This is a genomic window from Halobacteriovorax sp. RT-2-3, from assembly GCF_047085075.1.
Lineage (GTDB): Bacteria > Bdellovibrionota > Bacteriovoracia > Bacteriovoracales > Bacteriovoracaceae > Halobacteriovorax_A.
Genome location: NZ_JBKIYF010000003.1, coordinates 320,290 through 344,509 on the forward strand (window position 1 = coordinate 320,290; position 24,220 = coordinate 344,509).

The 24,220-nt window shown below is 35.8% G+C and carries 20 protein-coding genes and 1 tRNA gene; 7 read left to right on the top strand and 14 right to left on the bottom strand.

From position 1 onward, the window contains the following. Positions 1–86: 86 nt before the first annotated feature. The 8 genes from ACMAYX_RS12005 to ACMAYX_RS12040 all read right to left on the bottom strand — a co-directional run bounded on the left by ACMAYX_RS12005 (position 87) and on the right by ACMAYX_RS12040 (position 9,547). Positions 87–170: transfer RNA gene (locus ACMAYX_RS12005), tRNA-Leu, on the bottom strand. A gap of 83 nt (positions 171–253) precedes the next feature. Continuing rightward, a complete protein-coding gene (locus tag ACMAYX_RS12010) occupies positions 254–2,305 on the bottom strand; it encodes a hypothetical protein (RefSeq protein WP_412471990.1) in 2,052 nt (683 codons plus the stop codon). Next, positions 2,306–3,136, bottom strand: a complete 831-nt coding sequence (locus tag ACMAYX_RS12015) for a hypothetical protein (RefSeq protein ID WP_146037904.1) — start codon at positions 3,134–3,136, stop codon at positions 2,306–2,308. 108 nt (positions 3,137–3,244) lie between these two features. After that, positions 3,245–4,117 (bottom strand): ABC transporter permease, encoded by an 873-nt coding sequence (locus ACMAYX_RS12020; RefSeq protein ID WP_103218871.1) that lies wholly within the window; start codon positions 4,115–4,117, stop codon positions 3,245–3,247. An 8-nt stretch (positions 4,118–4,125) separates the two neighbouring features. Then, positions 4,126–5,067 carry an ABC transporter permease gene (locus tag ACMAYX_RS12025; RefSeq protein WP_412471991.1) on the bottom strand — a complete coding sequence of 314 codons (942 nt, stop codon included), beginning with the start codon at positions 5,065–5,067 and terminating at the stop codon, positions 4,126–4,128. Between the two features lie 115 nt (positions 5,068–5,182). After that, positions 5,183–6,946 (bottom strand): ABC transporter substrate-binding protein, encoded by a 1,764-nt coding sequence (locus tag ACMAYX_RS12030; RefSeq protein ID WP_103218869.1) that lies wholly within the window; start codon positions 6,944–6,946, stop codon positions 5,183–5,185. Positions 6,947–7,052: 106 nt separating this feature from the next. After that, a complete protein-coding gene (locus tag ACMAYX_RS12035) occupies positions 7,053–7,763 on the bottom strand; it encodes a hypothetical protein (RefSeq protein WP_412469965.1) in 711 nt (236 codons plus the stop codon). Further along, positions 7,682–9,547 carry a tetratricopeptide repeat protein gene (locus ACMAYX_RS12040; RefSeq protein WP_103218867.1) on the bottom strand — a complete coding sequence of 622 codons (1,866 nt, stop codon included), beginning with the start codon at positions 9,545–9,547 and terminating at the stop codon, positions 7,682–7,684. Before ACMAYX_RS12040 ends, ACMAYX_RS12035 begins: the two co-directional genes overlap by 82 nt. A 491-nt stretch (positions 9,548–10,038) precedes the next feature. On the opposite strand from ACMAYX_RS12040, the gene ACMAYX_RS12045 reads away from it, so the two are divergent. The 6 genes from ACMAYX_RS12045 to ACMAYX_RS12070 are packed head-to-tail and all read left to right on the top strand — an operon-like array spanning position 10,039 to position 15,500. Beyond that, positions 10,039–10,428, top strand: coding sequence for a polyhydroxyalkanoate synthesis regulator DNA-binding domain-containing protein (locus tag ACMAYX_RS12045; RefSeq protein ID WP_103218866.1), 390 nt, complete (start codon positions 10,039–10,041; stop codon positions 10,426–10,428). 45 nt (positions 10,429–10,473) lie between these two features. Next, a complete protein-coding gene (locus tag ACMAYX_RS12050; protein ID WP_103218865.1) occupies positions 10,474–11,124 on the top strand; it encodes an outer membrane beta-barrel protein in 651 nt (216 codons plus the stop codon). Then, a complete protein-coding gene (locus ACMAYX_RS12055) occupies positions 11,124–11,936 on the top strand; it encodes an ArsA-related P-loop ATPase (RefSeq protein WP_412471992.1) in 813 nt (270 codons plus the stop codon). The genes ACMAYX_RS12050 and ACMAYX_RS12055 overlap by 1 nt, the downstream gene beginning before the upstream one ends. Positions 11,937–11,953: 17 nt before the next feature. After that, a complete protein-coding gene (locus ACMAYX_RS12060; RefSeq protein WP_103218863.1) occupies positions 11,954–12,955 on the top strand; it encodes an ArsA family ATPase in 1,002 nt (333 codons plus the stop codon). Then, on the top strand, positions 12,952–14,334 hold the full coding sequence (locus ACMAYX_RS12065; RefSeq protein WP_103218862.1) for a pyridoxal-phosphate dependent enzyme: 1,383 nt from the start codon (positions 12,952–12,954) through the stop codon (positions 14,332–14,334). Before ACMAYX_RS12060 ends, ACMAYX_RS12065 begins: the two co-directional genes overlap by 4 nt. Then, on the top strand, positions 14,334–15,500 hold the full coding sequence (locus tag ACMAYX_RS12070; RefSeq protein WP_412471993.1) for a trans-sulfuration enzyme family protein: 1,167 nt from the start codon (positions 14,334–14,336) through the stop codon (positions 15,498–15,500). The genes ACMAYX_RS12065 and ACMAYX_RS12070 overlap by 1 nt, the downstream gene beginning before the upstream one ends. Here the strand turns inward: ACMAYX_RS12070 and ACMAYX_RS12075 are convergent. Continuing rightward, entirely contained in the window at positions 15,497–16,159 is a 663-nt protein-coding gene (locus ACMAYX_RS12075) for a hypothetical protein (protein WP_412471994.1), read from the bottom strand. The genes ACMAYX_RS12070 and ACMAYX_RS12075 overlap by 4 nt on opposite strands. Beyond that, the gene (locus tag ACMAYX_RS12080) at positions 16,140–17,210 is read right to left on the bottom strand and encodes a hypothetical protein (RefSeq protein ID WP_103218859.1); all 1,071 of its coding nucleotides are present in this window, start codon (positions 17,208–17,210) and stop codon (positions 16,140–16,142) included. Before ACMAYX_RS12080 ends, ACMAYX_RS12075 begins: the two co-directional genes overlap by 20 nt. A gap of 185 nt (positions 17,211–17,395) precedes the next feature. Between ACMAYX_RS12080 and ACMAYX_RS12085 the strand changes: the two genes are divergently transcribed. Beyond that, positions 17,396–18,208: an HD-GYP domain-containing protein gene (locus ACMAYX_RS12085; protein ID WP_412463023.1), complete on the top strand. Its 813-nt coding sequence runs from the start codon at positions 17,396–17,398 to the stop codon at positions 18,206–18,208. On the opposite strand, the gene ACMAYX_RS12090 is transcribed toward ACMAYX_RS12085, so the two are convergent. From ACMAYX_RS12090 to ACMAYX_RS12105, 4 genes are all read right to left on the bottom strand, one after another. Beyond that, the gene (locus tag ACMAYX_RS12090) at positions 18,205–19,698 is read right to left on the bottom strand and encodes a hypothetical protein (protein WP_412471995.1); all 1,494 of its coding nucleotides are present in this window, start codon (positions 19,696–19,698) and stop codon (positions 18,205–18,207) included. The two genes, ACMAYX_RS12085 and ACMAYX_RS12090, sit on opposite strands and share 4 nt — an antisense overlap. A 93-nt stretch (positions 19,699–19,791) precedes the next feature. Next, entirely contained in the window at positions 19,792–20,682 is an 891-nt protein-coding gene (locus tag ACMAYX_RS12095) for a hypothetical protein (protein ID WP_412471996.1), read from the bottom strand. Further along, positions 20,679–21,506: a DUF455 family protein gene (locus ACMAYX_RS12100; protein ID WP_103218856.1), complete on the bottom strand. Its 828-nt coding sequence runs from the start codon at positions 21,504–21,506 to the stop codon at positions 20,679–20,681. The genes ACMAYX_RS12095 and ACMAYX_RS12100 overlap by 4 nt, the downstream gene beginning before the upstream one ends. A 6-nt stretch (positions 21,507–21,512) precedes the next feature. After that, positions 21,513–24,179, bottom strand: coding sequence for a helicase-related protein (locus ACMAYX_RS12105; RefSeq protein WP_103218855.1), 2,667 nt, complete (start codon positions 24,177–24,179; stop codon positions 21,513–21,515). Between the last annotated feature and the right edge of the window lie 41 nt (positions 24,180–24,220).

A 24,220-nucleotide genomic window follows, 5' to 3' on the forward strand; every position in this document is an offset into this window, starting at 1 on the left:
GAAGTTGAGAGCAAGATAAAAATAAATTTGAGTTAAAGTTAAAAAAAGGCAAAAAAAAAGACCGCGAAAGCGATCTACCAAAAAGATGGTGCCCAGAAGAGGACTTGAACCTCCACGCCAAAGGCACTAGATCCTAAGTCTAGCGTGTCTACCAATTTCACCATCTGGGCACAATTAAAAATTTTTCAAAAATTTCATTGGTAAGGCGTGAGAATATTTATAAGGGACTTCACTCAATATGGCAAGAAAAAAATTACGCTGCTGATTTATTTTTATTATTAAGCTTTCTCTCTAAGTCTTTAATTTTATTTGAAAGGATTTTGTTTTCCTGATTTATTTTATGATTATCTTTTTTAAGAGAAGAAATTTCTGTTTCCATCTTAGATTTAAGCTTATTTTGTTTATCCATTAGCTTTTCAAGATGGGCTATTTTCTTATTATTTGCACCACCAGCTGCAGCAGCTTTCTTAGCTTTCTCTAATGTTTGAATCTGAGACTGAGCAAACTTAAGTCTTTGCTTGTACATCTTGATCTCAATATTTGCATCTTTAAGTTTTGTCTCAAGATCTTCACCTGTACCAGAAGTATTAGAAGTGTCGCCTTTAAACTTGGCTAACTCTTTTTCTAAGTCTTCTACTTTTAAGATTTCTTCTTTAAGCTTTTGTTGTGCCAGACTAAGCTCTTGCTTATCTTCTGCGGCCGATAGGTTAGCTGCATCAACTTTCTGGCTCATGACCTCTATCGAGTCACCTTTTATTTCTAACTCTTTTGAAAGCTGTTTAACTTTCTCTTCAAGATCCTGAATTGCTCTTTGCTCACCCATTGCTCCAAGAGGAGATTGACCATCTTCTTCAACTAGCACGTCTTGAACTTCTAGAGCAGGAGTTTGCTTTGCCTTTTCTAACTCGGCTTGCATCTTATCGAATAAGTGGCTCATACGAGCAACTTTCTCTTTCATTGCATAGTATTCAGACTCTCTAATAAATTGCTCTACAGACTTTCCAGTCTTCTCTAATACTTCTTCAGCAATATTACCTTCAACACCGTCTTTTACAGTTTCAAAGTCTTCTTTAGGAACGTTATATGTTTCTTCAACATATCCTTGTACTGAATTTAAGTAATCATTATAAGTTTCAAGCTCTCTTTCATTTAAGATCTTATTTTTAACTTCTTCTTTTAAAGCATCGTTATCAATTGGCCAATTCTCTGCCTTAACAAGATCTTTTAAAGTTTGTCTATCAACCTTATTAAAAAAGTTCTCATTGAACTCTTCTCTACTTTGTTCATTAAAGCTGTTAGTCACAGTCAGTCTAATGGCTTCCTTTAGGCTCTCAGCTTTTTCCTTATTTAATACAGACTTTTTAATAAATTCAATTTCATCATCAACTAAGACCTTAAGCATTTCTTTATCTGGATATGCCTCTAGGTTATCTAGAAAGTCATCTTGAGAGACTTCTCTCTTTGAGAGAAAATCAATTATTCTCTTTAACTCTTTTAATGATGCCTTTTTTATAATTGGATCGTGATAATTGCTATGATCGACAATTCTCTCTCTTGAATCTTTTACGAGCTCTTCACTAGAATTAGCTCTTGAAGAGTTTACTTCATAGTCGAAACGAGCAATATACGATTTCTTTTTTTGAAGCGAGAACCTTAGATCCATCTTCCCTTTTTTTCGATTAATTCTCAAACAAAGATAAGAGAAGTCACTAGAAATGAATCGATAAATTTCATTAATCAATTCATCATCAACAAAGATAGATGAAATCTTCATATTTATAAGAAGCTCTTCATCGCTAAAAAGCATCTCTAATTCAACAGGAGCGCATTGTCTCTTGAGAACAATAGCATTTAAAATTCCCTGTAAGCCAACAGAAAGTTTTTCAATATCAAATGAATTCTCATGGGCCTTGAGGTTTGCAAGGTCACAATAATAACCGACACTAAAACGAGAGAGAATTTTATATTGCTTAACTTTAGTAAACTGTGGGAATGTGCGATTTTTAGGGGTTTGTAGAACGCCGAAGTAGTTTTCAATTTCATTTAGAATAAATGAATTCTCAGTATAGACGGCGTCAGGAGTAAGACTTACCACACCAGATTTTATCTCTTCACTGATATAGACAACTCTTCCCATTGGGTTCGAATTCTTATAGCTAGTATCATTAACTATTATATTTCTCTTATCTGAAAGCTCTTCAATACTTTCAACTTGAGTAAAATTTAAGTCTTCACACATTAGCTCACTCAGCTTCTCAAAAAGCTCTTGATCGATAAATGTATAAACCTCAATTCTATTACTCACCTACGCGCTCCTCCCAATATCTTCTTGAGAGAAAATTTCATTGAAGTAGCGATAGTCTTTTACATTATCTAAGATTGATTTAAAAATGACTTCAATATCATTGGAGTCAAATTCTAGCTCTAAGGCGAACACCTGATCATGAACTTTATGCCATAGCTCACTAATATCATCATCTAAGTTATAATCGAGTTCAAAAAAGTCTCGACTTAGGCTCTTAAGATACTCAACATTACCGTATGACTCCTCTAAGCTTGCTAACTTATCCACAACATTTGTTCCATTACGGCAAACATAAGAGAAATAAGTCATTAGAATGGTATTGAAAACTTCTTTTAAAAAGTTGAAATCAAGATACCCCGAAATCAGGGCCAAATATACAACAGATGAAGAAATGACTTGTGCCTTTTTAAATGTAATAGCACTAGTTTTAATAAACTCCTCTTCAAGGTTAATATTGTCATGATTAAACTCGTAGAAAGTTTCATGACAAATAAAAACGAAGTCTAGTGTCGAAGACTTTTTCTCACCTTTTAAAATACGATAAAAGTCCACCAGAATAAGATTTCGATAACGAAGCTTCACTTCCTCTAATTGGGCCTTTTGAAGATCCATAAAGTGATCGACGACTTTTGAAACGCGCTCTTCATCAATGATTATTTTTTGAAAGAATTGATCATTTTGTTGCGAAAGTTTTTCAACTAACTCGAGATTAGCAAACTCTCCAGCACGGCCTATAAGAAGGCGCCTGCCACTTGGTCGTGACCAATACAACTCTCCTTTGAGTAGAGGATTGTTTTGAATTTGCTGGAAACTTAAGTTTATCTCTCTCATAATCCCGTAAGCTAATAAAATTAGGGCCTAACAATAGGCCCTCTTAACAATATTTATCGGAATGTTGAGTAAATAAATTAAGCTATTTTTTAATAGTCGAGCGTTTTCCTACGCTTTCCCTTTAAGCTTAGGATCTAGAGAGTCACGAAGAGCATCTCCAAGTAGATTTAATGCTAGAACTAGAACAAACATAGCTAGTGTAGCTGCAGAAAGTTGCCACCAAACACCACGTGCAAGTTCAAGTTTTGAGTCATCAATCATTGTTCCCCAAGAAGGCTGACCTTGTACTCCAAGACCTAAATAAGAAAGGATTACCTCAGATTTAATTGCCTGTTGGAATCTTAGTGAGAATTGAATGATAACAATGTGGAAGATATTTGGAAGAATATGCTTAAACATTCTTCTCATATTTCCTGCACCCAGAGCAGCTGCTGCCTGAACATACTCTCTTTCCTTGTGGCGTAGAACTTCACCACGAACAAGACGACATAGACCAACCCAAGAAGTTACCCCAAGGGCTAAGAATAGTGATGATGTCCCTTTTCCAAGTACCATCGTTACTGCAAAAAGAAGCATGATATAAGGAATTGAAGCTAGTGAAGTATAAAACCAAACAATGATTTCATCAACTTTACCACCAAAGTATCCGGCCATAAGCCCCAGAGTCACACCAATTACAGTTGAGATCATAGCTGTTGAGAAACCAATCCCAATCGCCATTTCTGCACCTTTAAGAGTTTTATATACTACAGAGCGACCAAAGATATCTGTTCCAAATAGTGCATCTGCACTTGGAGGCATATACGATGCTCCAATCTCTTTTGACCATTCACCTGCAATAACACCAAAGAATGTAAGTGCTGCAAGTATTACATATAATCCAATAACAACCATACTAAAGACTGCAGCTTTATCATTTTTAAGCTCCGTCCAAGCATGTCCCCATAGTGATTTTGATTCGCTTGATAAATTTGCTGACATGACAACTCCTACTTTAGCCTTACTCTTGGATCAACGATTGTATATAGAATATCTGTAATTACCGTAAAGATAATGTAGGCCATTGCCGAAAGAATCGTCATCGCCTTAATAACTGGGAAGTCATTATCAAATACAGCTTTTACAGTTAATCCACCTAGCCCTGGAATTGAGAAGAAACTCTCAAGTAATAGAGCACCTAAAATAAGGAAAGGGATTTGGATAACTACATATGTAATAATTGGAATTAAAGAGTTCTTTAATACGTGCTTTAGAAGAACAACTTTTTCACTTAGACCTTTCGCACGTGCAGTACGTACATAGTCTTGATAAATATCATCTAGAATAACTGTTCTAAAGTAACGAAGATCCGGACCAAGGTTTAAAACAACCATGATGATAACCGGAAGTATTATGTAAGGAATAAAGTATGGGAAACCATGCTCATAACCAGAAATTTCAAACCACCCTAACTCATAAGCAAAAAACTTCTGGAAGAAGAGGATATAAGCAAGAGATGGAATACTCATTAAACATACACAGATAATAACAAGTGTACGGTCAATTAGCTTTCCTCTAAAAAATGCTACGATGATCGCAAGTAAAATAGAGAAAACTGTCGAAATTAAAAACGCTGGAAAAGTTAGCGTTAGTGATGGTACTGCACCTTCTTTAATCATATCGATAATACTTTGCTTTGTTGCCCAAGAGCGACCAAAGTCAAAAGTAAAAGCTGACTTTACAATACCGATATATTGCTCAAGTAACGGACGATCAAGACCAAGCTCATGTCTAACTTCTGCAATTTGCTTTGCTGAAGCGTGCTTCCCAAGCAGTAACTGAGCAGGATCATATCCCGATAAGTTAAAGATAGCGAAAATAATTAAACAAACACCCAAAATAATTGGGATCGTATAAAGTAGTCTTCTTAAAATATATGACCAAGTATTCACAAAAACAGCTCCTTAGCTCGAACTTAACTAGCGTATCGCTTATTTAAAAAAGCAACCATTAAGATTGCTTCATTAAATAAGCGCTGAAGTAAACTCCAGCGCTAACATTTATCAATTATAATTTTGATTGCATGTCTTTTTTAATTTTTAAATCAACATCTAAGTACTGATCTTGACCAGCTTCAAAGTCTGTTGAAATGTAATTCTTTAACCAGCTGTGCTTAATTAAGTATGACTGACGGTGAACACCATATAGCCATGGAACTTCTTCAGCTGCCATTTTGTTAAGAGTTTCATAGATAGCAGTTCTCTCTGGAGAATCTTGCATAACTGAAGCCTTAGCAAATAGTTTGTTGAATTCAGCATTATCATAACCAGATCCGTTAGCACCTGGAGATTTATTTGGTCCATAAAGTAGTTGTAGGAAGTTTTCTGCATCTGGGTAATCTGCACCCCATGCGATTCCGTAAAGCATTACCTGACGAGCAGTAATTTTCTTTTGTAGCTCTGGCCAAGAGTTTTGAACAACTTTGATATTTACACCAATTTCTGCCATTTGCTTTTTGAAAAGCTCACCAATCTGTCTTGAAGTTGAAGTACTTGGACAGTCATAAGTAATTTCTGGAAGACCTTTACCTTCAGGGTAACCAGCTTTTGCTAGAAGTGCTTTTGCTTTTTCTAGGTCACGGTTACGGTAAGGGTTTACATAATCTGGCATGTAACCAGCAATCCCCGGAGGAACAACTGATTGTGCTGGAAGAGCTGTATCATTATAGAAAAGCTTATTAAACTCTTTTACATCGTAAGCAAGTGCAAGCGCTCTTCTTAGATCAACGTTATTGAATAGTTTAAGGTCGTGATTAAAAGCAGTATAAGTAACATCTAGTGATGGTGATACTGATAGATCAATACCTTTCTTAGCAAATTCTTCTCCAAGACCTTTACCTGGAGTAACAGCTGATTCAAAGTTATCTTTTGGGATACCAATATAATCAACACGTCCTTTAAGGAAGTTTAGCCATCTTGGTTGATCTTCTTTAATGATGTTTACTTCAATCTTTTCTACGAAAGGAACTGGCTTACCAGCATATGCAAGCATGTGTTTGAATTCATCACTTGCTTCAGATGGGAAAAGCTTCTTTCTGAAGTTAGGGTTTCTATCGTAAGTAAACTTCTTTGAAGATTGGCTAAACTCTTTCAGCATGAAAGGACCTGTACCAACTGGGTGGTTTAGGAATTCTTTCCCATAGTGATCAACAACTTCTTTTGCGACTACAAATGTAAATGGCATTGCAAGAGAGTATAGGAATTGTGGGAATTGCTTCTTAAGTTTGAACTGAAGAGTGTACTTGTCTAGAGTCTTTAGCCCCTCAACAACTTCTGTATAATCAACAGAATCTTTCTTAGAGTTCTTCTCACGCCACTCATCAAGACCAACAATCTTATCTTGAAGTAGCCACCAACCTAGACCTTGTAGTTTTGGGTCTGCAAGTCTCTTGATTGAATATACAAAGTCTTCTGCAACAAGCTCACGCCCTTTACCATCTTTGAAGGCAGCGTTGTCTTGAAATAAAACACCTTGTCTAATTTTAAAAGTATAAGTTAGACCATCTTCTGAAACTTCAGGAAGAGCTTCTGCAAGATTTGGTACAAGTGTGTATGGTCTCTTTAAGTAGTGGTACTCTAATAGACCTTCGTAAACACGACCAACTTCATTTGAAGAATACTTGTCGTTTGCATAAATTGGATCCATTCCCTTCACTTCTGAAGTAACGGCCAGGTGTAGAACTTTTTCACTAAGATCCACTTTTTTTGTACATGAAACTGTTAAAGCTAATAGCCCCATGATTAAAAATGAAACAAGATTCCTTGATTTCATAAACCATCCTTTGTTCAAAAAATTATTGCATAGAATAATACTAGAGTAATTTATACAAGAGATAAGATAAATTTACTAGAATTTATTAGGAAGCGTTGTTGCGCTGCTAGATAGATCCGCAGCTATCAACGATAAGGTCCAAGGCGAGGACTCTTTGCTTTTTATTTGTTTTTTTAGAGTTGTGAATTCCCTCTAAACGAATAAATTTATATTCGTTTTCTTGTAACTGAGAGAATGATGCGTTGAATTCATAATTGCCAATCATTGGCGTCTTATATTCAACAGACCCATCACTGTAATGTTTAATATCACCTTCAAGACACCCTTTGTCACAATAATTGCTATCGATATTCTTTATCTCACTAAAGAAAAGTCGGTTTCTTAAGAGAAAGTCATTTAATATTTTAAGTGATGAATAACGCTTTGCCTTTACTAACTCTGTAGAAATTTTCTTATAGAGAGTTCCTGAAATATCAGCTGCTAACTCTTCACTTGCATCGAGTGGAAGAATTAAGGTTTCTTGTCCTTTGAATGGAACATCAATGGCAAGGCTAAATGTTTCTTTATTTAAAATGGCATTATAAGTGAAGCGCTCTTGATTCTTGCCAAACTTCAAACGGCCACGGCCTTTAAATTCTTGGCAAATACCACTCGTTAAAAGCTTATGGGCCTCAACTTTATTCGTTGAAGCTCCAGCCTTATCTGATAAATCTTTTGGATTTGTTGTACAAGATATTAACGTGAAGCCGGCAAACGCACAGAGTCCAGCTTTTCGATATAATTTAGAATTTCTTCGCGTTCGTTTACTTTCGTACAATTTTTAAGTGCCTCGACATAATATTGACGAGCCTTTTCTGGCTTCTTCAAAGAAGTATATATGAGCCCTAAGTGCTTTGCAATGACCACATCGTCACTTACTAAAGCAAAGGCTTTTTTAATTTCGCGGTAAGCTTTCTGATATTCTCCAGTTTTGTAATAGTACCAACCTAAAGAATCACGGATATATCCATCTTGAGGGTTAAGCTGAACAGCTCTCTTAATATAAGCATAGGCTTTATCCATATGAACACCTTGCTCCAGGTATGTATAACCTAAGAAGTTCAAAGCATGTGAGTTATTTGGATCACGCTTTAAGATATCTAACATAATCTTTTCGGCTTTTGTGAATGCCTTATCTTTTTCATATAAAGATGCAAGATAATAAGCATGTCCATCTGTATAGCTATCGTGCTCAATATGAGATTCCATTAAAGCGATAGCTCGGCTTAGATCTTTTCGATTTTCATAGTAACCTGCAAGAATTACTTCTAATTCAAAACGTAACTCTTTTGATGCTTTTGAACGTTCTTTTACAAATTCAACAAGACGCTTTTCTTGCGCAGGATCTTTTTGTGCATATGTATTCAAAATATTTGCGATCTGAATATTTGACTCATGAAAGAGTGAGCTATCTTCTTTAATTCTTGAAAAATATGTTACCGCAAGATCACCTTCGTTAGACTGCTGATAAAGACTTGCTAGGTAATAAAGAACTTTATCTGAATCTGGGATAACAGTTAGAATCTCTTTAAAGATTCCTTTTGCATCCTCAATCTTATTAGTCTCTGTATAAATAACTCCCAATCTAACCTTTAAATTTAAATTCTCAGGATCTAGAGCTAGTAACTTCTCTAAGTAAGGAACAACTTCTTTATACTCACCATCTGTAAAAAGTAGATTTACGTATTTTCCAAGTGCAGTGTAATTATTTGGATCGTATTTCAAAAACTTCTGATAAAGAACCTTTGCAGACTTAAAATCACCTTGTTGTTCGTAAATCATTCCAAGCAGAATAGTACTTTGCTGATTAGTTGGATCAAGCTTTAAAGAATTATTAAAATACTTTTTGGCCTTCTTATAATCAGATTTTTCAAAGTGGATTTTGCCAGTATGAAAGGCATAAATACTGCGATTTTCGCGATCTTTTTGTGAGCAATAACTTAGCGTTCCAACAGCTTTCTTGAATTTCTTTTCATCCACATAAGCTTTTGAAAGATAAATACAAGCTTCACTTAAAATTGGTCTCGTTTTATAGACTAGTTCACGATATAGCTTGATTGACTGCTTTGATTTTCCCAATGCACCATATACGCCAGCAAGTAAGAGTCTTGCCTTAATCTTAATATCTTTGTCCGCATGTTTAATAAGGTACTTTAGCTCCCTTTTTCCATCTTCTAACTGACTCGACTTAATAAGTTCAACCGCATATTTTTTTCTTAGATAAATATCTTTAGGTTTTAAATCAACAACGTGTTTTAAGATAAGTGATGCCGAAACAGAATCACCGCTCAAAGAAGCGTCTGCAGCTTTTAAGAAAAGGTCACTTGCGACATAATTTACCGTAGCGTCGCCCTTCGTTTTTGCTTCTTCTACAATCTCGCTAAGAGACTGATCAACAAACTCTTGCGCTCGCTTCGCCTTTTCAAAATCAGAAATGGTATTAGAAAGCTGTGAATCTTCATTGATATTAGACTCATCTTCAACATTATTGGTCGTTGCACAACCAATGAGTGTTACTAGCGCTATCGTGTAGAGTGAATTTTGAATGAAATTTTTAAACATCTAATATCCTTGGCCTTACTGCCTCAGTCTCTCATCGACCTAAATAGATATTTCTTAAAGAAAATTAATCCTTAATTTCGTAGGGGCAACATTAGGTAGAACTTAAGTATCAATGACTTGCATTAGTTCGACCTAATGCACGATAAATAGCTGAAATCATGGCAAATAAATGGATTCTCTTTGAATTTAGATAAAATTAAGAAGCCTATCCCTTGACAGTTACTGTCATTGACTGTTACTTCTCTGATGCAAATTTCAAAACGCTTAGCAATAGACACAGCGGGAATCAATAAAATATATGAACACCAACCTGTCTTTTGTTCAAAGTTGAACTTATAAGTAATTAATTTTACTGAACATAGCTTAACGGTGAAATTTATACAAAAAGCTTAACTATTACAAAGCGTCGTGTTAATTATTAACTCGTTTTAGCTCAAGAGAATTCTAAAATTAAACTTGAGATATATTCGTAAACCAATAGGGGTAGTAGAATGAATGATGTAAGAATTATTAAAAGGTACCAAAACAGAAAACTTTATGACACACACCAAAGTTGCTATGTAACACTTGAAGAGATCGCTCAAATCATCAGAGAAGGTCACGAGATTCAAGTAATCGATAACAAAACTAAAAATGACATCACTTACATGACTCAAATCCAACTTCTTTTTGATCAAGAGAAAAAGTCAACTAAGCCAGGTGACGTTGAACTTCTTAAGAGAGTTATCCGTGGTGAAGAAGGTACTTTCACTGGATATATTAGAGGTCTAGAAGGTATTGAAGCTCCAGTTGTTGAAGAAGCACCAGCTCAAACTTTCAACTCTTTCAACAGCGCAGCAAACCTAAACTCTTCTGTTGAAACTACGACTACTTTAAACTAATATAAGGCAGTTATTACTGCATATATATTTAGTTTAGAGGGTGAAATGATTTTTCAAATTTCAAAATCTATATTAAGGCCTGCAGTTATTCTAGCAGGCCTTTTTATTTTTGGTGTTCAAACACAAGCACAAACAGTTAAGCAATTGACTTCTTCTAAGTCAGCAAAGAAGAATTCAGATGCGGCAGCAGCGGCAGCTCTTCTTAGTGGCCAAGAGCTTCACATTCACTCAGTTGGGATCGGAATTGGTCAAACACTTCTAATGAGTGATCTTAAAGATAACGGTGAAGATAAAATTACGGCTGAATTATTTTATAATTACAAGGCTTCTTACTCGTTTGATTTTTACGCCAACCTACATTATTCAAAACATGAATATGAGAATACTTATTCGAAGACTGCAGGACTTCTTTTTGGAGCGAAAGGAAAGCTATTTCATTATGATGCATTCCAACCATTCCTTGCAGCAGGTCTTGGTTTCTTTAGGCCACAAATAAAGACTGATTCGTATAAGTCAGATGCAAAGACAGTATTTGGTTATCAACTAGGTGCAGGTGCAGACTTTGATTTAAATAGAAAAATCACAGTTGGTGCTATGGCCACATTCAACGATCCGTTTGATGTAGATCAAGAGAATCGCTCAGATGTTGAGGGATACTACTTTAAAGTTCTACTTACGGTATTCTACAAATTCTAATGAAGTTTAAAGACTTATATATCGTCACGGGAAAAGGAGGCGTTGGAAAAAGCCTCACTTCCGTGGCGCTTACTAAGTCGATTTCTGAACTTAATCATAATAAGAATGTATATTATTTCTCATTTGAACAAAATGAGGACAAAGAGCTAATCAAATCACTTAATATCAAAACTGTTGAGCTAACTCACTTAAGCTCAGTTCAAGAATATATTGCTCGTAAACTAAATTCAAAAACAATTGCCAAGTGGATTGTTTCAACTTCATTCTTTAAGGCCTTATTTGATATGGTCCCAAGTTTTGGTCAACTGATCTTCCTTGGACACATTATTGACCTTGCAAAAGAAGAAGAAAATATTGTGATTGTTGATGCTCCAGCATCTGGTCACCTACTTTCAACAATACACTCTCCAAAGGTCTTTAAAGATATTTTTAAAATAGGACCGATTGCAAACGATATCGATAAGATGCATAACTTCTTAACGAATAAAGAACACACTCAATGCGTTGTTGTTAGTATTCCGACAGAGCTAGCGGTTGAAGAAGGTATTGAATTAAGAACTGAACTTACTAATGAGTATAGTATTTCAACAATCGAAATCCTCAATTGTGATTTAACTCTGAACAAATTCCCAAAAGATGACACGCCTGACTTTATAAAGGTAAAGATTGAGAATCAAAGACACTTACAAGATAAGTTTCAGGTAAAATATGATCTCCACTTTCCTCAGATCATTGCACAGACGCAAGAGCAACAGGTTGAGGAATTAAGTGATATGATCATTGAAAAGATGGATATCTTTAAAACAAAATAAAAAGTAGGCTGTGACGAGTGAAGGACTTTAAGAAAATTGAGATTTTTTGTGGAACAGGAGGAGTTGGAAAAACAACGATTTCTGCATCCCGCGCTTTTTCTTTAGCGGCAAGGAATAAGAAAGTTCTACTTATTACTATTGATCCAGCTAAACGCTTAAGACAACTCCTCAATCTCAAAGATCAGTCTGAGATAGTTGAGTTCAAAAACGAAGAAATCTCTTTCGACGTTCTTCTTCTTGACTGCAAATCTTCATTTGAAAAGATCTTAGGTGCAAAGGTTGATAATAAGATTTTAGAAAACTTAACGAGTTCACGCGGTGGACTTAATGAGATTCTTGCAGTCCTTGAAATTCAGTCTCAAATTAATCGCAATATCTATGATGCGATCGTAGTGGATACAGCACCAGGAAAGAACTTTTTAGACTTCCTTAATTCCTCAAAGAAGATCAATCGCTTCTTTAATAAGACATTTGCGGAAGCATTTAATTATATTACAAATCAAAATAAACCAGGGCGTTTTTTCAACCGCATTATCTCAACGGGGATTGAAAAGTTCCTTAGTTACCTTGAAAGTGTAACTGGACAAGGATTTATCAACGACTTCCTTGAGGCGATCTCAATTCTCTACGGTAATCGAGAGAAGTTTATCGATGGATTAAGTGTAGAAAAAACATTAAATGATCCTGCTCACTCGAGGTGGTATTTAGTAACTTCAGCAGAGCACATGAAAGAGGTCGAAACGAAGCAAATCTTTGACTCAATTCAAGCTCAAATGAACACCGAACGTTACCTCATTATCAATAAATCATGGTATAACAATCTCGCATCGTGGCAGCCTAAAACGACACAGATGCAAGAATTTAAAGAAACAATAATTAAACAAGAAGAAATAAAAACTTCCATTTCGAAGAAGTCCAATATCGAAACTCTTACGTTTCCAGATCTTGTGACTTTTGACCCGATAGAGCAACTAAGGGCCCTACAGGACAACTGGAAGAAAACGGAGAAAGAAGTATGATGAAAGGTGCTAAGGCAAACGTTGTTGAAGCAATTGGTAATACACCAATCGTAAAATTAAATAGTATTGGTAAAGATACAAATTGTGAATTCTACGTGAAGTTAGAATATATGAACCCGGGTGGGTCAACAAAAGATCGTATCGGTGCTTATATGCTTGATCGTGCAGTTGAAGAAGGTGTTCTAAAGCCAGGTGGAACAATTATTGAAGGAACATCTGGAAATACAGGTGTTGGACTTGCGATGTGGGCAGCAGTTCACGGTTACAAATGTATCTTCGTTCTAGCTGACAAACAATCAAAAGAGAAAATTGATAACCTAAGAGCTTTCGGTGCAAAAGTTGTTGTATGTCCAACAAATGTTGAGCCTGAAGATCCTCGTTCTTACTACTCTGTTTCTAAAAAACTTTCAGAAACAATTCCAAACTCATTTTATGTAAATCAATACGATAACCTACATAACAGAAATACTCACTATACATGGACTGCTCCAGAAATGTATGAGCAAACTCAAGGTGATTTTGATGTATTCATGGCAGCTGTAGGTACAGGTGGAACAATTTCTGGTTGTGGACGCTACTTCAAAGAGAAAATGGATAAAGTAGAAATCATTGGTGTTGACTGTGTTGGTTCAATTATCGCGGGTTACCACAAGACTGGTGAAATGGGTCAAGCACACTCATATGTTCTTGAGGGTGTTGGTGAAGACTTTATTCCTGAAAACTATGACTTTGACTTAATTGATGACTTTGAAGTTATTAACGATAAAGAATCATTTCTTATGACAAGAAGACTTCTTAAAGAAGAAGGAATTTATGCTGGTGGTTCAGCTGGTGCCGTAATTGAAGGTGCTTTAAAGTATGCAGCAAAACAAACTGAACCAAAGAAAATCCTTATCCTACTACACGATTCTGGAAACCGTTATGCTTCAAAAATCTATAATGATGATTGGATGAGTGATGGTGGTTACCTTGATTCTTCTTTTAACGTTCAAATTTCAGAAGTACTTAACACTCTTGGAAAGAATGGAAATATCATCACTGTTGAAGACACAACAACAATTGGCGAAGCAATTACACTTATGGAAGAAAAGAATATTTCTCAGCTTCCTGTAGTTAATAAAGGTGGAGATATTCTAGGTCTTTGTACAGAGAAGAACCTAATTAAGCCTGTTATCATGGGCGAGTTCCAAAAAGACGACAATATCTCTCTTGCAATCTCTAATAACTACCGCGTAGTTGATTGTAACGAACTTCTTGAAACTGTAGCAGATGCACTTTTAAAGAAAGAAGTTGCTATCATTACTAAGAATGGAAAAGTTTCAGATGTACTTTCTGAAATCGACGTTCTTCAGTATATGTCTGAGAAAGGCTCAAAGTAATGAAAAAGGCCAAGCTTAAACAAGCGGCCAAAGCCTCGGTGTGTATTCACGCCGGGGCATATCCTGATAAAGAAACAGGTGCGGTTATTCCACCTATTTATCAAACTACGACCTATGCTCAATCTAGTCCTGGTGAGCACCAAGGTTACGAATACTCAAGATGTCACAATCCAACACGAACAAGACTTGAAGAAGCTCTAGCTGCACTTGAAAATTCAAAGTATGCATTGACCACGTCAAGTGGGGTCTCAATAGAGATGCTTATTATGCATACGCTACCAGCAGGCTCGACAATTTTATGTGGAGATGATGTATATGGTGGCACTTACCGTCTCTTTACAACAGTCTTTAACTCAATTCACAATTTTATCTTTGTCGACACAACTGATGTGAATAAAGTTGAAGCTGCACTAAAAGAACACAAACCAAAGCTCTTGTGGGTAGAAACACCAACAAATCCACTCTTAAAAATATCCGATATTAAAAAAGTATCTGGGTTAGCTAAAAAGCATAAGGCCATAACAGTTGTCGATAATACTTTTATGAGTCCTTATTTTCAAAACCCTCTTGATTTAGGTGCTGATATTGTTATGCATTCAGTAACTAAATATATAAATGGCCACTCTGACGTTGTCGGAGGTGCTTGTATGCTTAACAATAAGAAACTCTATGAGAAATTGTGGACACTACAGAAATCACTAGGGCCAACACAATCCCCTTTTGACTCATGGCTAGTTCTTCGCGGTATAAAAACTCTTGCTATAAGAATGGAAGCTCATGCAAAGAATGCGATGAAAATTGCTAAGTATCTTGAGGACCATCCTAAAGTCGAAAAGGTCATGTACCCAGGACTTAAGTCTCACCCACAACACTCAATTGCAAAGAAGCAAATGTCAGGCTTTGGCGGAATGATTACATTCTTTTTAAAAGGTGATATCAAGCAGTCGAAGAGATTTTTACAAAAAGTTGAAATGTTTTCACTAGCAGAAAGCCTTGGTGGAGTTGAAAGCCTTATTGAACATCCAGCTATTATGACTCATGCTTCTGTTCCAAAAAATGTTCGTGAAAGTATTGGTCTGACAGATAACCTGATTAGATTATCTGTCGGTATAGAAGATGCTTACGATCTTATTGAAGATTTAGAAACAGCATTTAAATCAGTTTAAAAAGTTCCTGGGCCAGCGCTTTCATCAATTTGAAAGTCACCAGATGATTCAATTGTAGGTTGCTCTTGGCCATTATCTTCTTTAACTTCAGTTTTTTCTACTACAGATTTAAACTCTGCTCTTTTTCTTTTTAAATCTTCTGGAATTCTAGCAATTGGCTTTCTAATCATTATGTAGTCATAGTTTCCATTGCGACTAAATACTGTATTAGCATTTAAGTATTCTTCTACTAGAAGTTTTGCACAGAAAACACGTCCATGATCATCATTAAGACTATTTTTTGCACCAGAAGCAAAGATGAGACCGTCATCTTCAATTATTTTTTTAATTGTCTTATATTCGTCACAGAATTCGTTTGAAGTTGCATGACACTCACCTTCTTTACGAAAGACATCTACTGAATTTGAAGTCGACTTAACGTGAATTGGATCGCGACAAATATCAATAAGCCAATTACGATTCATATACTTATATTGATTATGGGCGATCTCAATTTCGCACTCTTTCTTACTAATAGTTATAGTCTTATTCAAAAGACCAAATGGTGCTGATTTGTGTTTTACAGAAACATCAAATGAAGACTGAAAGCATTCAGTTCCAGTAAAGGCAATTGCCTGAGCTGTGATAAAGAAAACGATACTAGATTTTAGAAATTGCATTTTTATCTACCTCTACCATTAGGATGGTTTGATCATTTGGTAAAAAATCATCTTCATTATATCCCTTTTTACTTTGAAATGTTAATTCACTAATTAACTCAACTGGAGATGACCAGTTTTTCTTAATAAAAGAAATATACTCTTCGCCATTAACAATATGGTCGTTATTCTTGAAATATCCAGGCGATAGTAAAAGAACTCCCTTCCCCTTTTCTAATTGAACACTCTGCTTCTTAACTTCATATGAGTTTGGAAAGCTATATTCATTTGATGAAATTAGAATATCATTTTGAGAAAGAATCTCATGGGCACCAATATTAATACTCTCGAGAGTAAGATCAGCTAGTGTTAATTTAGCGACTAGAATAGATGCCTCTCCGAACTCCGAGAAATCCTCAGTACGCTCTTCAAGTTGGCCAAGAATCTTATCCATTGTAAGGCTGCCTTCAGCTTTCCATCCTTCAATCATCGTTAAGAAACTCCCAATGAGCATATATGATGTAGCATGCAGGGAGATAATCCAAACATCTCCACCTACTTTAAAAAAATCGAAGAATTCACCACCATTAGATGTTCCCGCACAAAAACGTGACGTAATCCCAACTCCTCGAATCTTTTCACTTCTAAAAGGGGCCATATTCTTATGCATTTCTCTAATGCTTTCAACTTGTCCAACAAGTCCTTCCATGACGCTATTCATTTTATAAAGCAGCTTTTTTTGAAGCTCCATTGCTTTTAGGCCTTCAATTGCATTCTTCATATTAAGTAAGTTCTCTTCAACTGATTTATCAGCAAAGAAAACACCTAAGCACATTTCATTTTCAAGAATTGATTTATCAATCTGATCTCCATCATGAAAAACAATGATAAAGTACTCATCATTAGCAATATCATTTTGTGATTTTGTAAAGGCCACTTGACTTGCAGCTGATTCGTTATTTTCTTCTGAAACATCTTGATTAAAATCTGAAAGCTCTAGCAATTTTAGTAGATTATTGAGCTTATCTACGGCAATTTTGTCGATATTAGACTCGACGATACGAATACGCATAACTCTTCCTAAGTATTTAAAATTAAATAGTGATGACACGATTTTTTGGCATCTTGAAAATCCATTTTAGCATATTAAGCGACCAATATCATATAAATGAGCCGATTAAATTAAAGATTCCTTAAGAATGACCCGAAGAATTATTAGAATATGGGTATAACCCGACTGTAACACTAGGTCTTATAATGAAGAAGAGTAAAATCGTAAATTTGGGAGAGAGACGTAAGAAAGCAAGTACTCGTAAAAGTACTGCGACAAAGAAGTCTCAATCCGCAGTCATCTCTGAAAAAACCGTTGTTAATGCAAGGGGTACAACTGATGATCCTACAAAAAGGCTAGAAGCTGAGAATAAAGCACTTAAGCTTGAGCAAAAGAAGATTTGCGAAATGGCCGCGAGAACAATTCTTCATGCACTAGATTGCAAAGACCACTACACTTACGGACACAGTACACGTGTTGCTTATTTTAGTTTAACACTTGGAAAAGAAATCGGACTTAATGAAGACGAATTATATGACTTAGAACTTTCTGCACTTTTCCACGACATTGGAAAAATTGGTGTACCAGATGAGGTTTTAAATAAGCCTTCAAGACTTACTGAAGACGAATTTCTTCAGATGAAAAGTCATCCAGAAAAATCATTTGAAATCCTCCAAGGATTTACTCATTTTGAAAAAGTCGCTACATTTGCAAAATATCACCATGAAAGATGGGATGGACGAGGATACCCTGAAGGACTTAAGGGTGAAGATATTCCATTATTCTCTAGAATTATTCTAATTGCAGATACTTTCGATGCAATGACTTCAACGCGTGTTTATCGTAAGGGACTAGACTACGAAGTTGCTTATGCTGAGCTTGAAGAATTCTCTGGATCACAATTTGACCCAGAGTTAGCACGAGCATTTGTAAGAGCGATGAAAAAAGAAGAAGCGAAACAAGAAAAAACGTTCACGCTTACAATCATCGACGGCCTCTTTAAGAAAGACGCCGCCTAATTACAATTTGGCGTTTCAGCAACAGTATTAATATAATACATCTGTAAAGTTCTACAGTCGTACTCTGATGCTAAAACCTTAGAGGTTGCACATTCGTTAGGTTTCCCTTCTTGTAGTGCCCATTTCATATTAGCTTCACACTTAAGATAGGCTTTGCGATCAACACATGCCCAGTGTTTTCCTTTACAATTATATACTAGACCTTGGCCAAACTCTGTATACTTAGGAGGCTCAACATACTCTAGTCTTTCAACAACCTCTTTCTTTTCCTCTTCCAACTTATCAACAATTTTATCAAGTTGATTATCAAGAGAATCTGACTTCACATCATCTTCATCTTTTTCTCCAAAGCTACCTGTAGTATCGACCTGCGTTTGAGGAACGACAATGGGCTCAGGATTAACTTCTGTATTCTTCTCTCCCACATCTAATACTGTCTCTTCAACTTTTTCCTCAACTTGAGGTTCCGTTATTGTTTCAACTGGTGCTACTGCAGGTTCTTCAACTTGCGGTTCAGGCTGTACCTGTGGCACTGGCTCTGGTTGAGGCGCTGGTTCAGGTTGAGTCTCTGGTTGAACAGAAGGCTGAGTTTCAGCTTGTTGTGATTGAGCATTTTGAGTCTCTTGTACTTGTTGAGACTGTTCCGTCGTTTGCTCTTGAGCTTTCTTTGGCTTCTTCTTACGAGGCTTTTTCTGTCTCTTTACTGGTGGGACTTCCGGAACTTCATTGTCACTCTCATCTGTTAAAACAAATTGATCTATGGCAAGGAGAACAACTGCAACAATTAAGACAAGCTTAATTAACTTACTCTTATCAGAGTCCTTTTTCTTATTTTCATCTTCATCTTCGTCTTCATCTTCATCATCTTCGTCATCTTCGTCGGCATCATCTTCTTCACCGTTATCTTTTTTTGAAGACTTTTTCTTAAGCATTTTAGCCAGGAATGGAAGTTGCTTTTCTAAAAACGACTTTTCTTCTTCATCGTCTTCATCTTCATCTTCATCTTCATCTTCGTCATCACGATCTTCTTCCTCATCTTCTTCCTCATCTTCATCAGAAGATTTTTTCTTAAAGAGCTTTGCTATTGACGGAAAGTTTTTGGATAGAAATGATTCCTCGTCGTCATCCTCGTCGTCATCATCTTCATCATCATCTTCATCATCATCTTCATCTTCATCATCATCTTCATCATCATCTTCGTCGTCATCTTCATCTTCTTCATCCTCATGAACATTTTGAGGCTCAGACATAACGACTTCATCATCTGATCCAGAATCATACTCATCTTCTTCTAATTCAGTATCGGCCAACTCTTTTGCGCCAGGAATTTTAACATCTGTTGATGTTGCATCATCAAAATCCGAATCATCCTCATCCTCATCTTCATCAGATTCGAATTCATCTTCTTCAAATTCTTCAAGTAGCTCTTCGTCTTCCTCCGACTTTTTAAGCTTACCTTTCATCTTGTCAAAAAATCCCTTCTTGGCCACAAGTACTCCTAATCTAAACCAAAGAACTCTTCCATTTTACTGTATAATTGAAGATCTACGAAGGAATATTATCTATTTAGCATTCTTGCCCAACTACTTAAGTCGGTTATAGTAGCAAATATTTTTTACGAATGAAGGAGAAAGGATAAGTGAATCTTTATTCAAATACTGTTTATCACCAAAATGAAGAGTTCCCTCTCCAAGTATTTTAGTAATATTGAATATAACTTCACCTATTGTGCGACGATAATTTAATTCAACAAGGGGGCAAAGTTTTAACGTCCCCTCTTCATCTTCATAAATCATATTGTCGAATTGTATCTTAGAAATCTCTGAATTTGGTAAATTAGACTGAATTAAGTCTATCGTTGAATTTAGGTTGAACTTAACATCTAAATCAGAAAGAGATATTAAACGTCCACCTTTAAATTGACCTTTTGAATTCGTAAAATTTTCTACGATGTAATACTCTCTAGTTTTTAGATTATAGGTAACGCCAAAAGTATTTTTTACATTAACATATTTAGACAATACACCAGGGTAACTTACACGCGAAAGATCTTCTTTATTCTGGATTAACCTATTACCTATCCCTGAAAATGTTTGATCCGGCCGATAAAATTTAATCTCATTTAAAACCACATCATCTTTTGAATTAATGATCATATCCTCAAGAGGCCTATGCCAACTGGCAAGCCAACATTTTGAATTTAGAGTTTTTGCTAAATCAAAGTTAGTAAGATCTCCCCACCAATTTTGGTACTCTTTAAGATCATTCGTTATTTCCGATTTAATAAATCCTAGTTTCGATAAATGACTGAGATATTCAGCAGAATAGGCCAATTTTGTACATAATATATTTTCACAGGAATCATTAACGAGAAAAAAAATATATTCTAATTCACTTAGGTATTTATCATTTTTTAGATTAGGATTATTGGCAGCGAGAGCAGCATCAAAGTCGAGATTAACACGATATTTCACTTCCATTCCTTGCGGTTAGTTACAATGAATTCGTCTTTAAAATTTTCAATACGAGAAATGAAGTCATTATCCATTCCTGTTCTCACACGCCCTTCTCTATCAAAGATCATTCCTTTAGCTCGGGCTGGAGATAAAAGATCAGGAAGAGACTGGACGTAAAACTCCCAAAGATTACTTTGATCACGCCATTTGTTTAGCCAATGAACTCCAAAACCAACATGTGAAATCTCATCCTCGTAAACTACATTAAGAATAGCTGCTGATTTCTTATCATCAACACCTTGAAAAATATCTCGATAAAACTTAGCAAAGTCTAAATTGGCCGCTTCAAATGTCAGGGCCATTACCGCAAAGTATTCTTCAAAGCTTGTAATCTTTTGCATCTGTCGCCAAAAGAAGTCATTTACAGGTAGATCGCCAAAGTCGATACCAAAGTCATTCATTCTCTTGCGATAGAGATTGAAATGTTTAATTTCGTCATCAATTGTTTGAAGTAAGCCTGAAGCAATTCTTTTATATTGAGATTTATCTTCGATAGGGATGTACATGAGTGCTGTCGCCATCATTTCAATGGCCAATAGTTCATGATTAGCAAAGAAGTGCAACGCCATGGCCTTCTTTTCATCCAAGTGAAAGCTTCCTCTTTTTGGAAACTTAATCTGCTCAGCAGAAAATGAAATCTTCCCCTCTCTAGATGGATGAAGATCTTTTATACCATCTTTAGTTTTAAAATAATTGAGATCCGTAACAACATCAGAAGTTGTTAACTTATCTTCAAGAAATGGAGATTCCAGCAATAACTTTGCGTATTCGTAAGTATTCATTAAACTCTAACGTTTAGGACTAGTATTTTTTCTCTTACGACTTACATTTCTTTTTCGACTCTGTCCAGGACGCCCATTTCCTTTGAAATTTCTTCCTGTAGACCCCTTAGAAGCTCCTTGCTTACTGCCAGGTTTACCTTTGAATCGCCCACCACCTGGTTTGCGACGGTTAGTCTTGCGTTTCTCAAAGCATTCTTCACAAATTGGAAAGCGTGAGTCTTCAGGTAACTTAACACTACAAGAAGAACATCTAGCAATAATCTTTTGTGAAAGAAGTTCATTTAGTTGGTCGATTGCAAGTTGCTTATTATTAAGAAGTTCAACTTCCGAATAAACGAAGTTCTTATTGTTGAAGTGCCTTGATAACCATTGATAAAGCTCAACACACTTGATTGATGTCTCTAGATAATCAATATCATTAGAGCCATATTCAATTGGCTCACATGGAATTCCTTCCATATTAACGTACTTATGAAGAATCCAGTTGTAGAATTGAACATGATCCATTAACCCAAGGTTTACTGGAGCACAAGCAAATCCGAAGATTTCAGCATCCGTAAGTATTCCATTCGAATCAGCGTCTTCTACCATTTCAGCAAGCTCAATCATCTCCTTCATATCTACGCAGTAGAAAGGAGCCTGGAAAGTCATCGTGTTAAACAGACGAAGAAATTCCGAAAGCTTAAGCTTTGGTAAGTTATTATCGATTAGGGCCTTATTAACCTGATTAAAGATATCAAGGTCAGGTCCAACCATACACTGATCACTTTGTTCAAGAGTAGCACTCAAGGCTTCATTGATTGACTCAATTCCATCTTCTACTTTTCTCAGACAAGTAACTGTTCCGCGTGGGAACCTTTGAAAACGTCCTGCTCGTCCACCAATTTGTTTAATCTCACTAATCGAAATATCATGTTGGTGACCATCAAAGAACTTAGAAAGTGTTGAGAACACTACCCTTTTAATTGGAAGGTTCATTCCCATTGCAATTGCATCAGTTGACACGATTACATCAGTTTCACCTTGATCAAACTTACGTGCTTGTTCACGACGAACTTCTGGAGAAAGCCTTCCATAAACAATCGAAACCTTATAACCTAAGCGTTCAAGATCTCTTTTATGTCTTAGAGCATTCTTTCTAGAAAATACAATAAGAGCGTCATTTTTTTGCATATCAGCTAAAACAATTGGATGTCTTTCTACTGATAACTCAGTCATACGAGTATATTCATTGATGATTAGTTCATCACCACATAGATCAACAATCACTTTAACAAGGTCAAGTGCTGAAGCATCACCACAAAGGTGTACCTCATCGGCCATAATATTAACAAGTGCTCTTGTCCATGCCCAACCACGTGAAGGATCAGTGATCATTTGAATTTCATCAATTACACAACAATCGAAAACCTCTTGTAATCGTGCCATTTCAATTGTCGAAGAGTAATGTGTCGCACCCTCTCTCTCAATAACCTCTTCACCAGTAAGAAGTGTTGTTACAGCACCTTTTGCATTAAGTGTATCGTAAAGTTCTGCAGCTAGAAGTCTAAGAGGTGCTAGATAGCAACCTTTAGGAACTGTCGATAGCTTTTCAATTGCGTGATAAGTTTTCCCCGAGTTAGTCGGCCCCATATGATAGACAATCTTTCTCTTCATCTGTCTTGCTGAAGAGTGAACCCAGAATTCCCCAAGATACTCTTGAAGAATTGTCGAAGAAACGTCTTTCTTTTTTAAAATGATAATTGATTTAACAAATTTCTTAAATTCTCGTTCTAGATATCTTTCATTTCTCCAGTAGTGAGTTGAAAGAGAACGATAAAATTTATCATATTCCGCATTAGTAATAAGATCAGTACTAAGCTCATTGGCTTCAAGGTATTGATCGAATAGCATGCTTACATTTCGACGATGTAATGAAGCGAGCTCTGACGGATAAGCAAATTCCGATTTAAAGTATTGTTTAACCTGATTCTCTAAACGATTTAGAGAAGATCTTTTTATTGTATTTCTTAGTTTATAGAAATTCTTATCTAGTGTTTTTTGTAGATTAAAGACTAGATCTGAAACAACATGGATTCCATTATCAATCTCTTCTTTAATTTGTTCTTTAGTTGATTCAATCAACTCAACACAGCTTTCATAAACTGAGTCTCGTAATAGTGCTCTAAAATCATTAACACATTTAATACACTGACACTTAAGCTCACTGATTTTGTGTTTTGTTAAATCAATATCTGAGCGAATGAAAGTTTGCGTTGCCTCGTGATGATTTAATACTTTCTGTCCCCACTCATAAAATGTCTTTTCATGAAGTGAAAGAATATTTTGCGAGAGTCCACCATCTTGACCAAAGAAGATTGCTTCATTCTCAGGAATCATACAGTCGTCAATAAAAATAAGATCGAGGATATTATCTTGTTTGATTAATAAATTAAAATTAGTGAAGTCTTTGTTAAAGAAATAAACTAAAGATGGATTCTCATCAAAAATAGTCCATAATTTTGTTAACGTTGACTCTAAAAAGCCAAGAACGACGAGTGCATCTTCACTGGCCCTTACATAACTATCGTCATCGGAAAAATTATTGACCTTAATAATTGTTTTACGTTCTGTTTCTATGTTTTCTCGAATTGCTGAGAAGTCAGGTAGCTTATTTATTTCTTGTGAGCTCATTCTCTAAGAGTACGTTGAGGGAAGAAATTGTGCAAGTAATC

Coding starts and splice junctions, on each gene's coding strand:
- ACMAYX_RS12085 (WP_412463023.1), top strand. CDS start 17,396: ATGAAGAAGAGTAAAATCGTAAATTTGGGAGAGAGACGTAAGAAAGCA.
- ACMAYX_RS12070 (WP_412471993.1), top strand. CDS start 14,334: ATGAAAAAGGCCAAGCTTAAACAAGCGGCCAAAGCCTCGGTGTGTATT.
- ACMAYX_RS12105 (WP_103218855.1), bottom strand. CDS start 24,179: ATGAGCTCACAAGAAATAAATAAGCTACCTGACTTCTCAGCAATTCGA.
- ACMAYX_RS12055 (WP_412471992.1), top strand. CDS start 11,124: ATGAAGTTTAAAGACTTATATATCGTCACGGGAAAAGGAGGCGTTGGA.
- ACMAYX_RS12080 (WP_103218859.1), bottom strand. CDS start 17,210: ATGCGTATTCGTATCGTCGAGTCTAATATCGACAAAATTGCCGTAGAT.
- ACMAYX_RS12100 (WP_103218856.1), bottom strand. CDS start 21,506: ATGAATACTTACGAATACGCAAAGTTATTGCTGGAATCTCCATTTCTT.
- ACMAYX_RS12045 (WP_103218866.1), top strand. CDS start 10,039: ATGAATGATGTAAGAATTATTAAAAGGTACCAAAACAGAAAACTTTAT.
- ACMAYX_RS12030 (WP_103218869.1), bottom strand. CDS start 6,946: ATGAAATCAAGGAATCTTGTTTCATTTTTAATCATGGGGCTATTAGCT.
- ACMAYX_RS12050 (WP_103218865.1), top strand. CDS start 10,474: ATGATTTTTCAAATTTCAAAATCTATATTAAGGCCTGCAGTTATTCTA.
- ACMAYX_RS12040 (WP_103218867.1), bottom strand. CDS start 9,547: ATGTTTAAAAATTTCATTCAAAATTCACTCTACACGATAGCGCTAGTA.
- ACMAYX_RS12015 (WP_146037904.1), bottom strand. CDS start 3,136: ATGAGAGAGATAAACTTAAGTTTCCAGCAAATTCAAAACAATCCTCTA.
- ACMAYX_RS12075 (WP_412471994.1), bottom strand. CDS start 16,159: ATGCAATTTCTAAAATCTAGTATCGTTTTCTTTATCACAGCTCAGGCA.
- ACMAYX_RS12065 (WP_103218862.1), top strand. CDS start 12,952: ATGATGAAAGGTGCTAAGGCAAACGTTGTTGAAGCAATTGGTAATACA.
- ACMAYX_RS12020 (WP_103218871.1), bottom strand. CDS start 4,117: ATGTCAGCAAATTTATCAAGCGAATCAAAATCACTATGGGGACATGCT.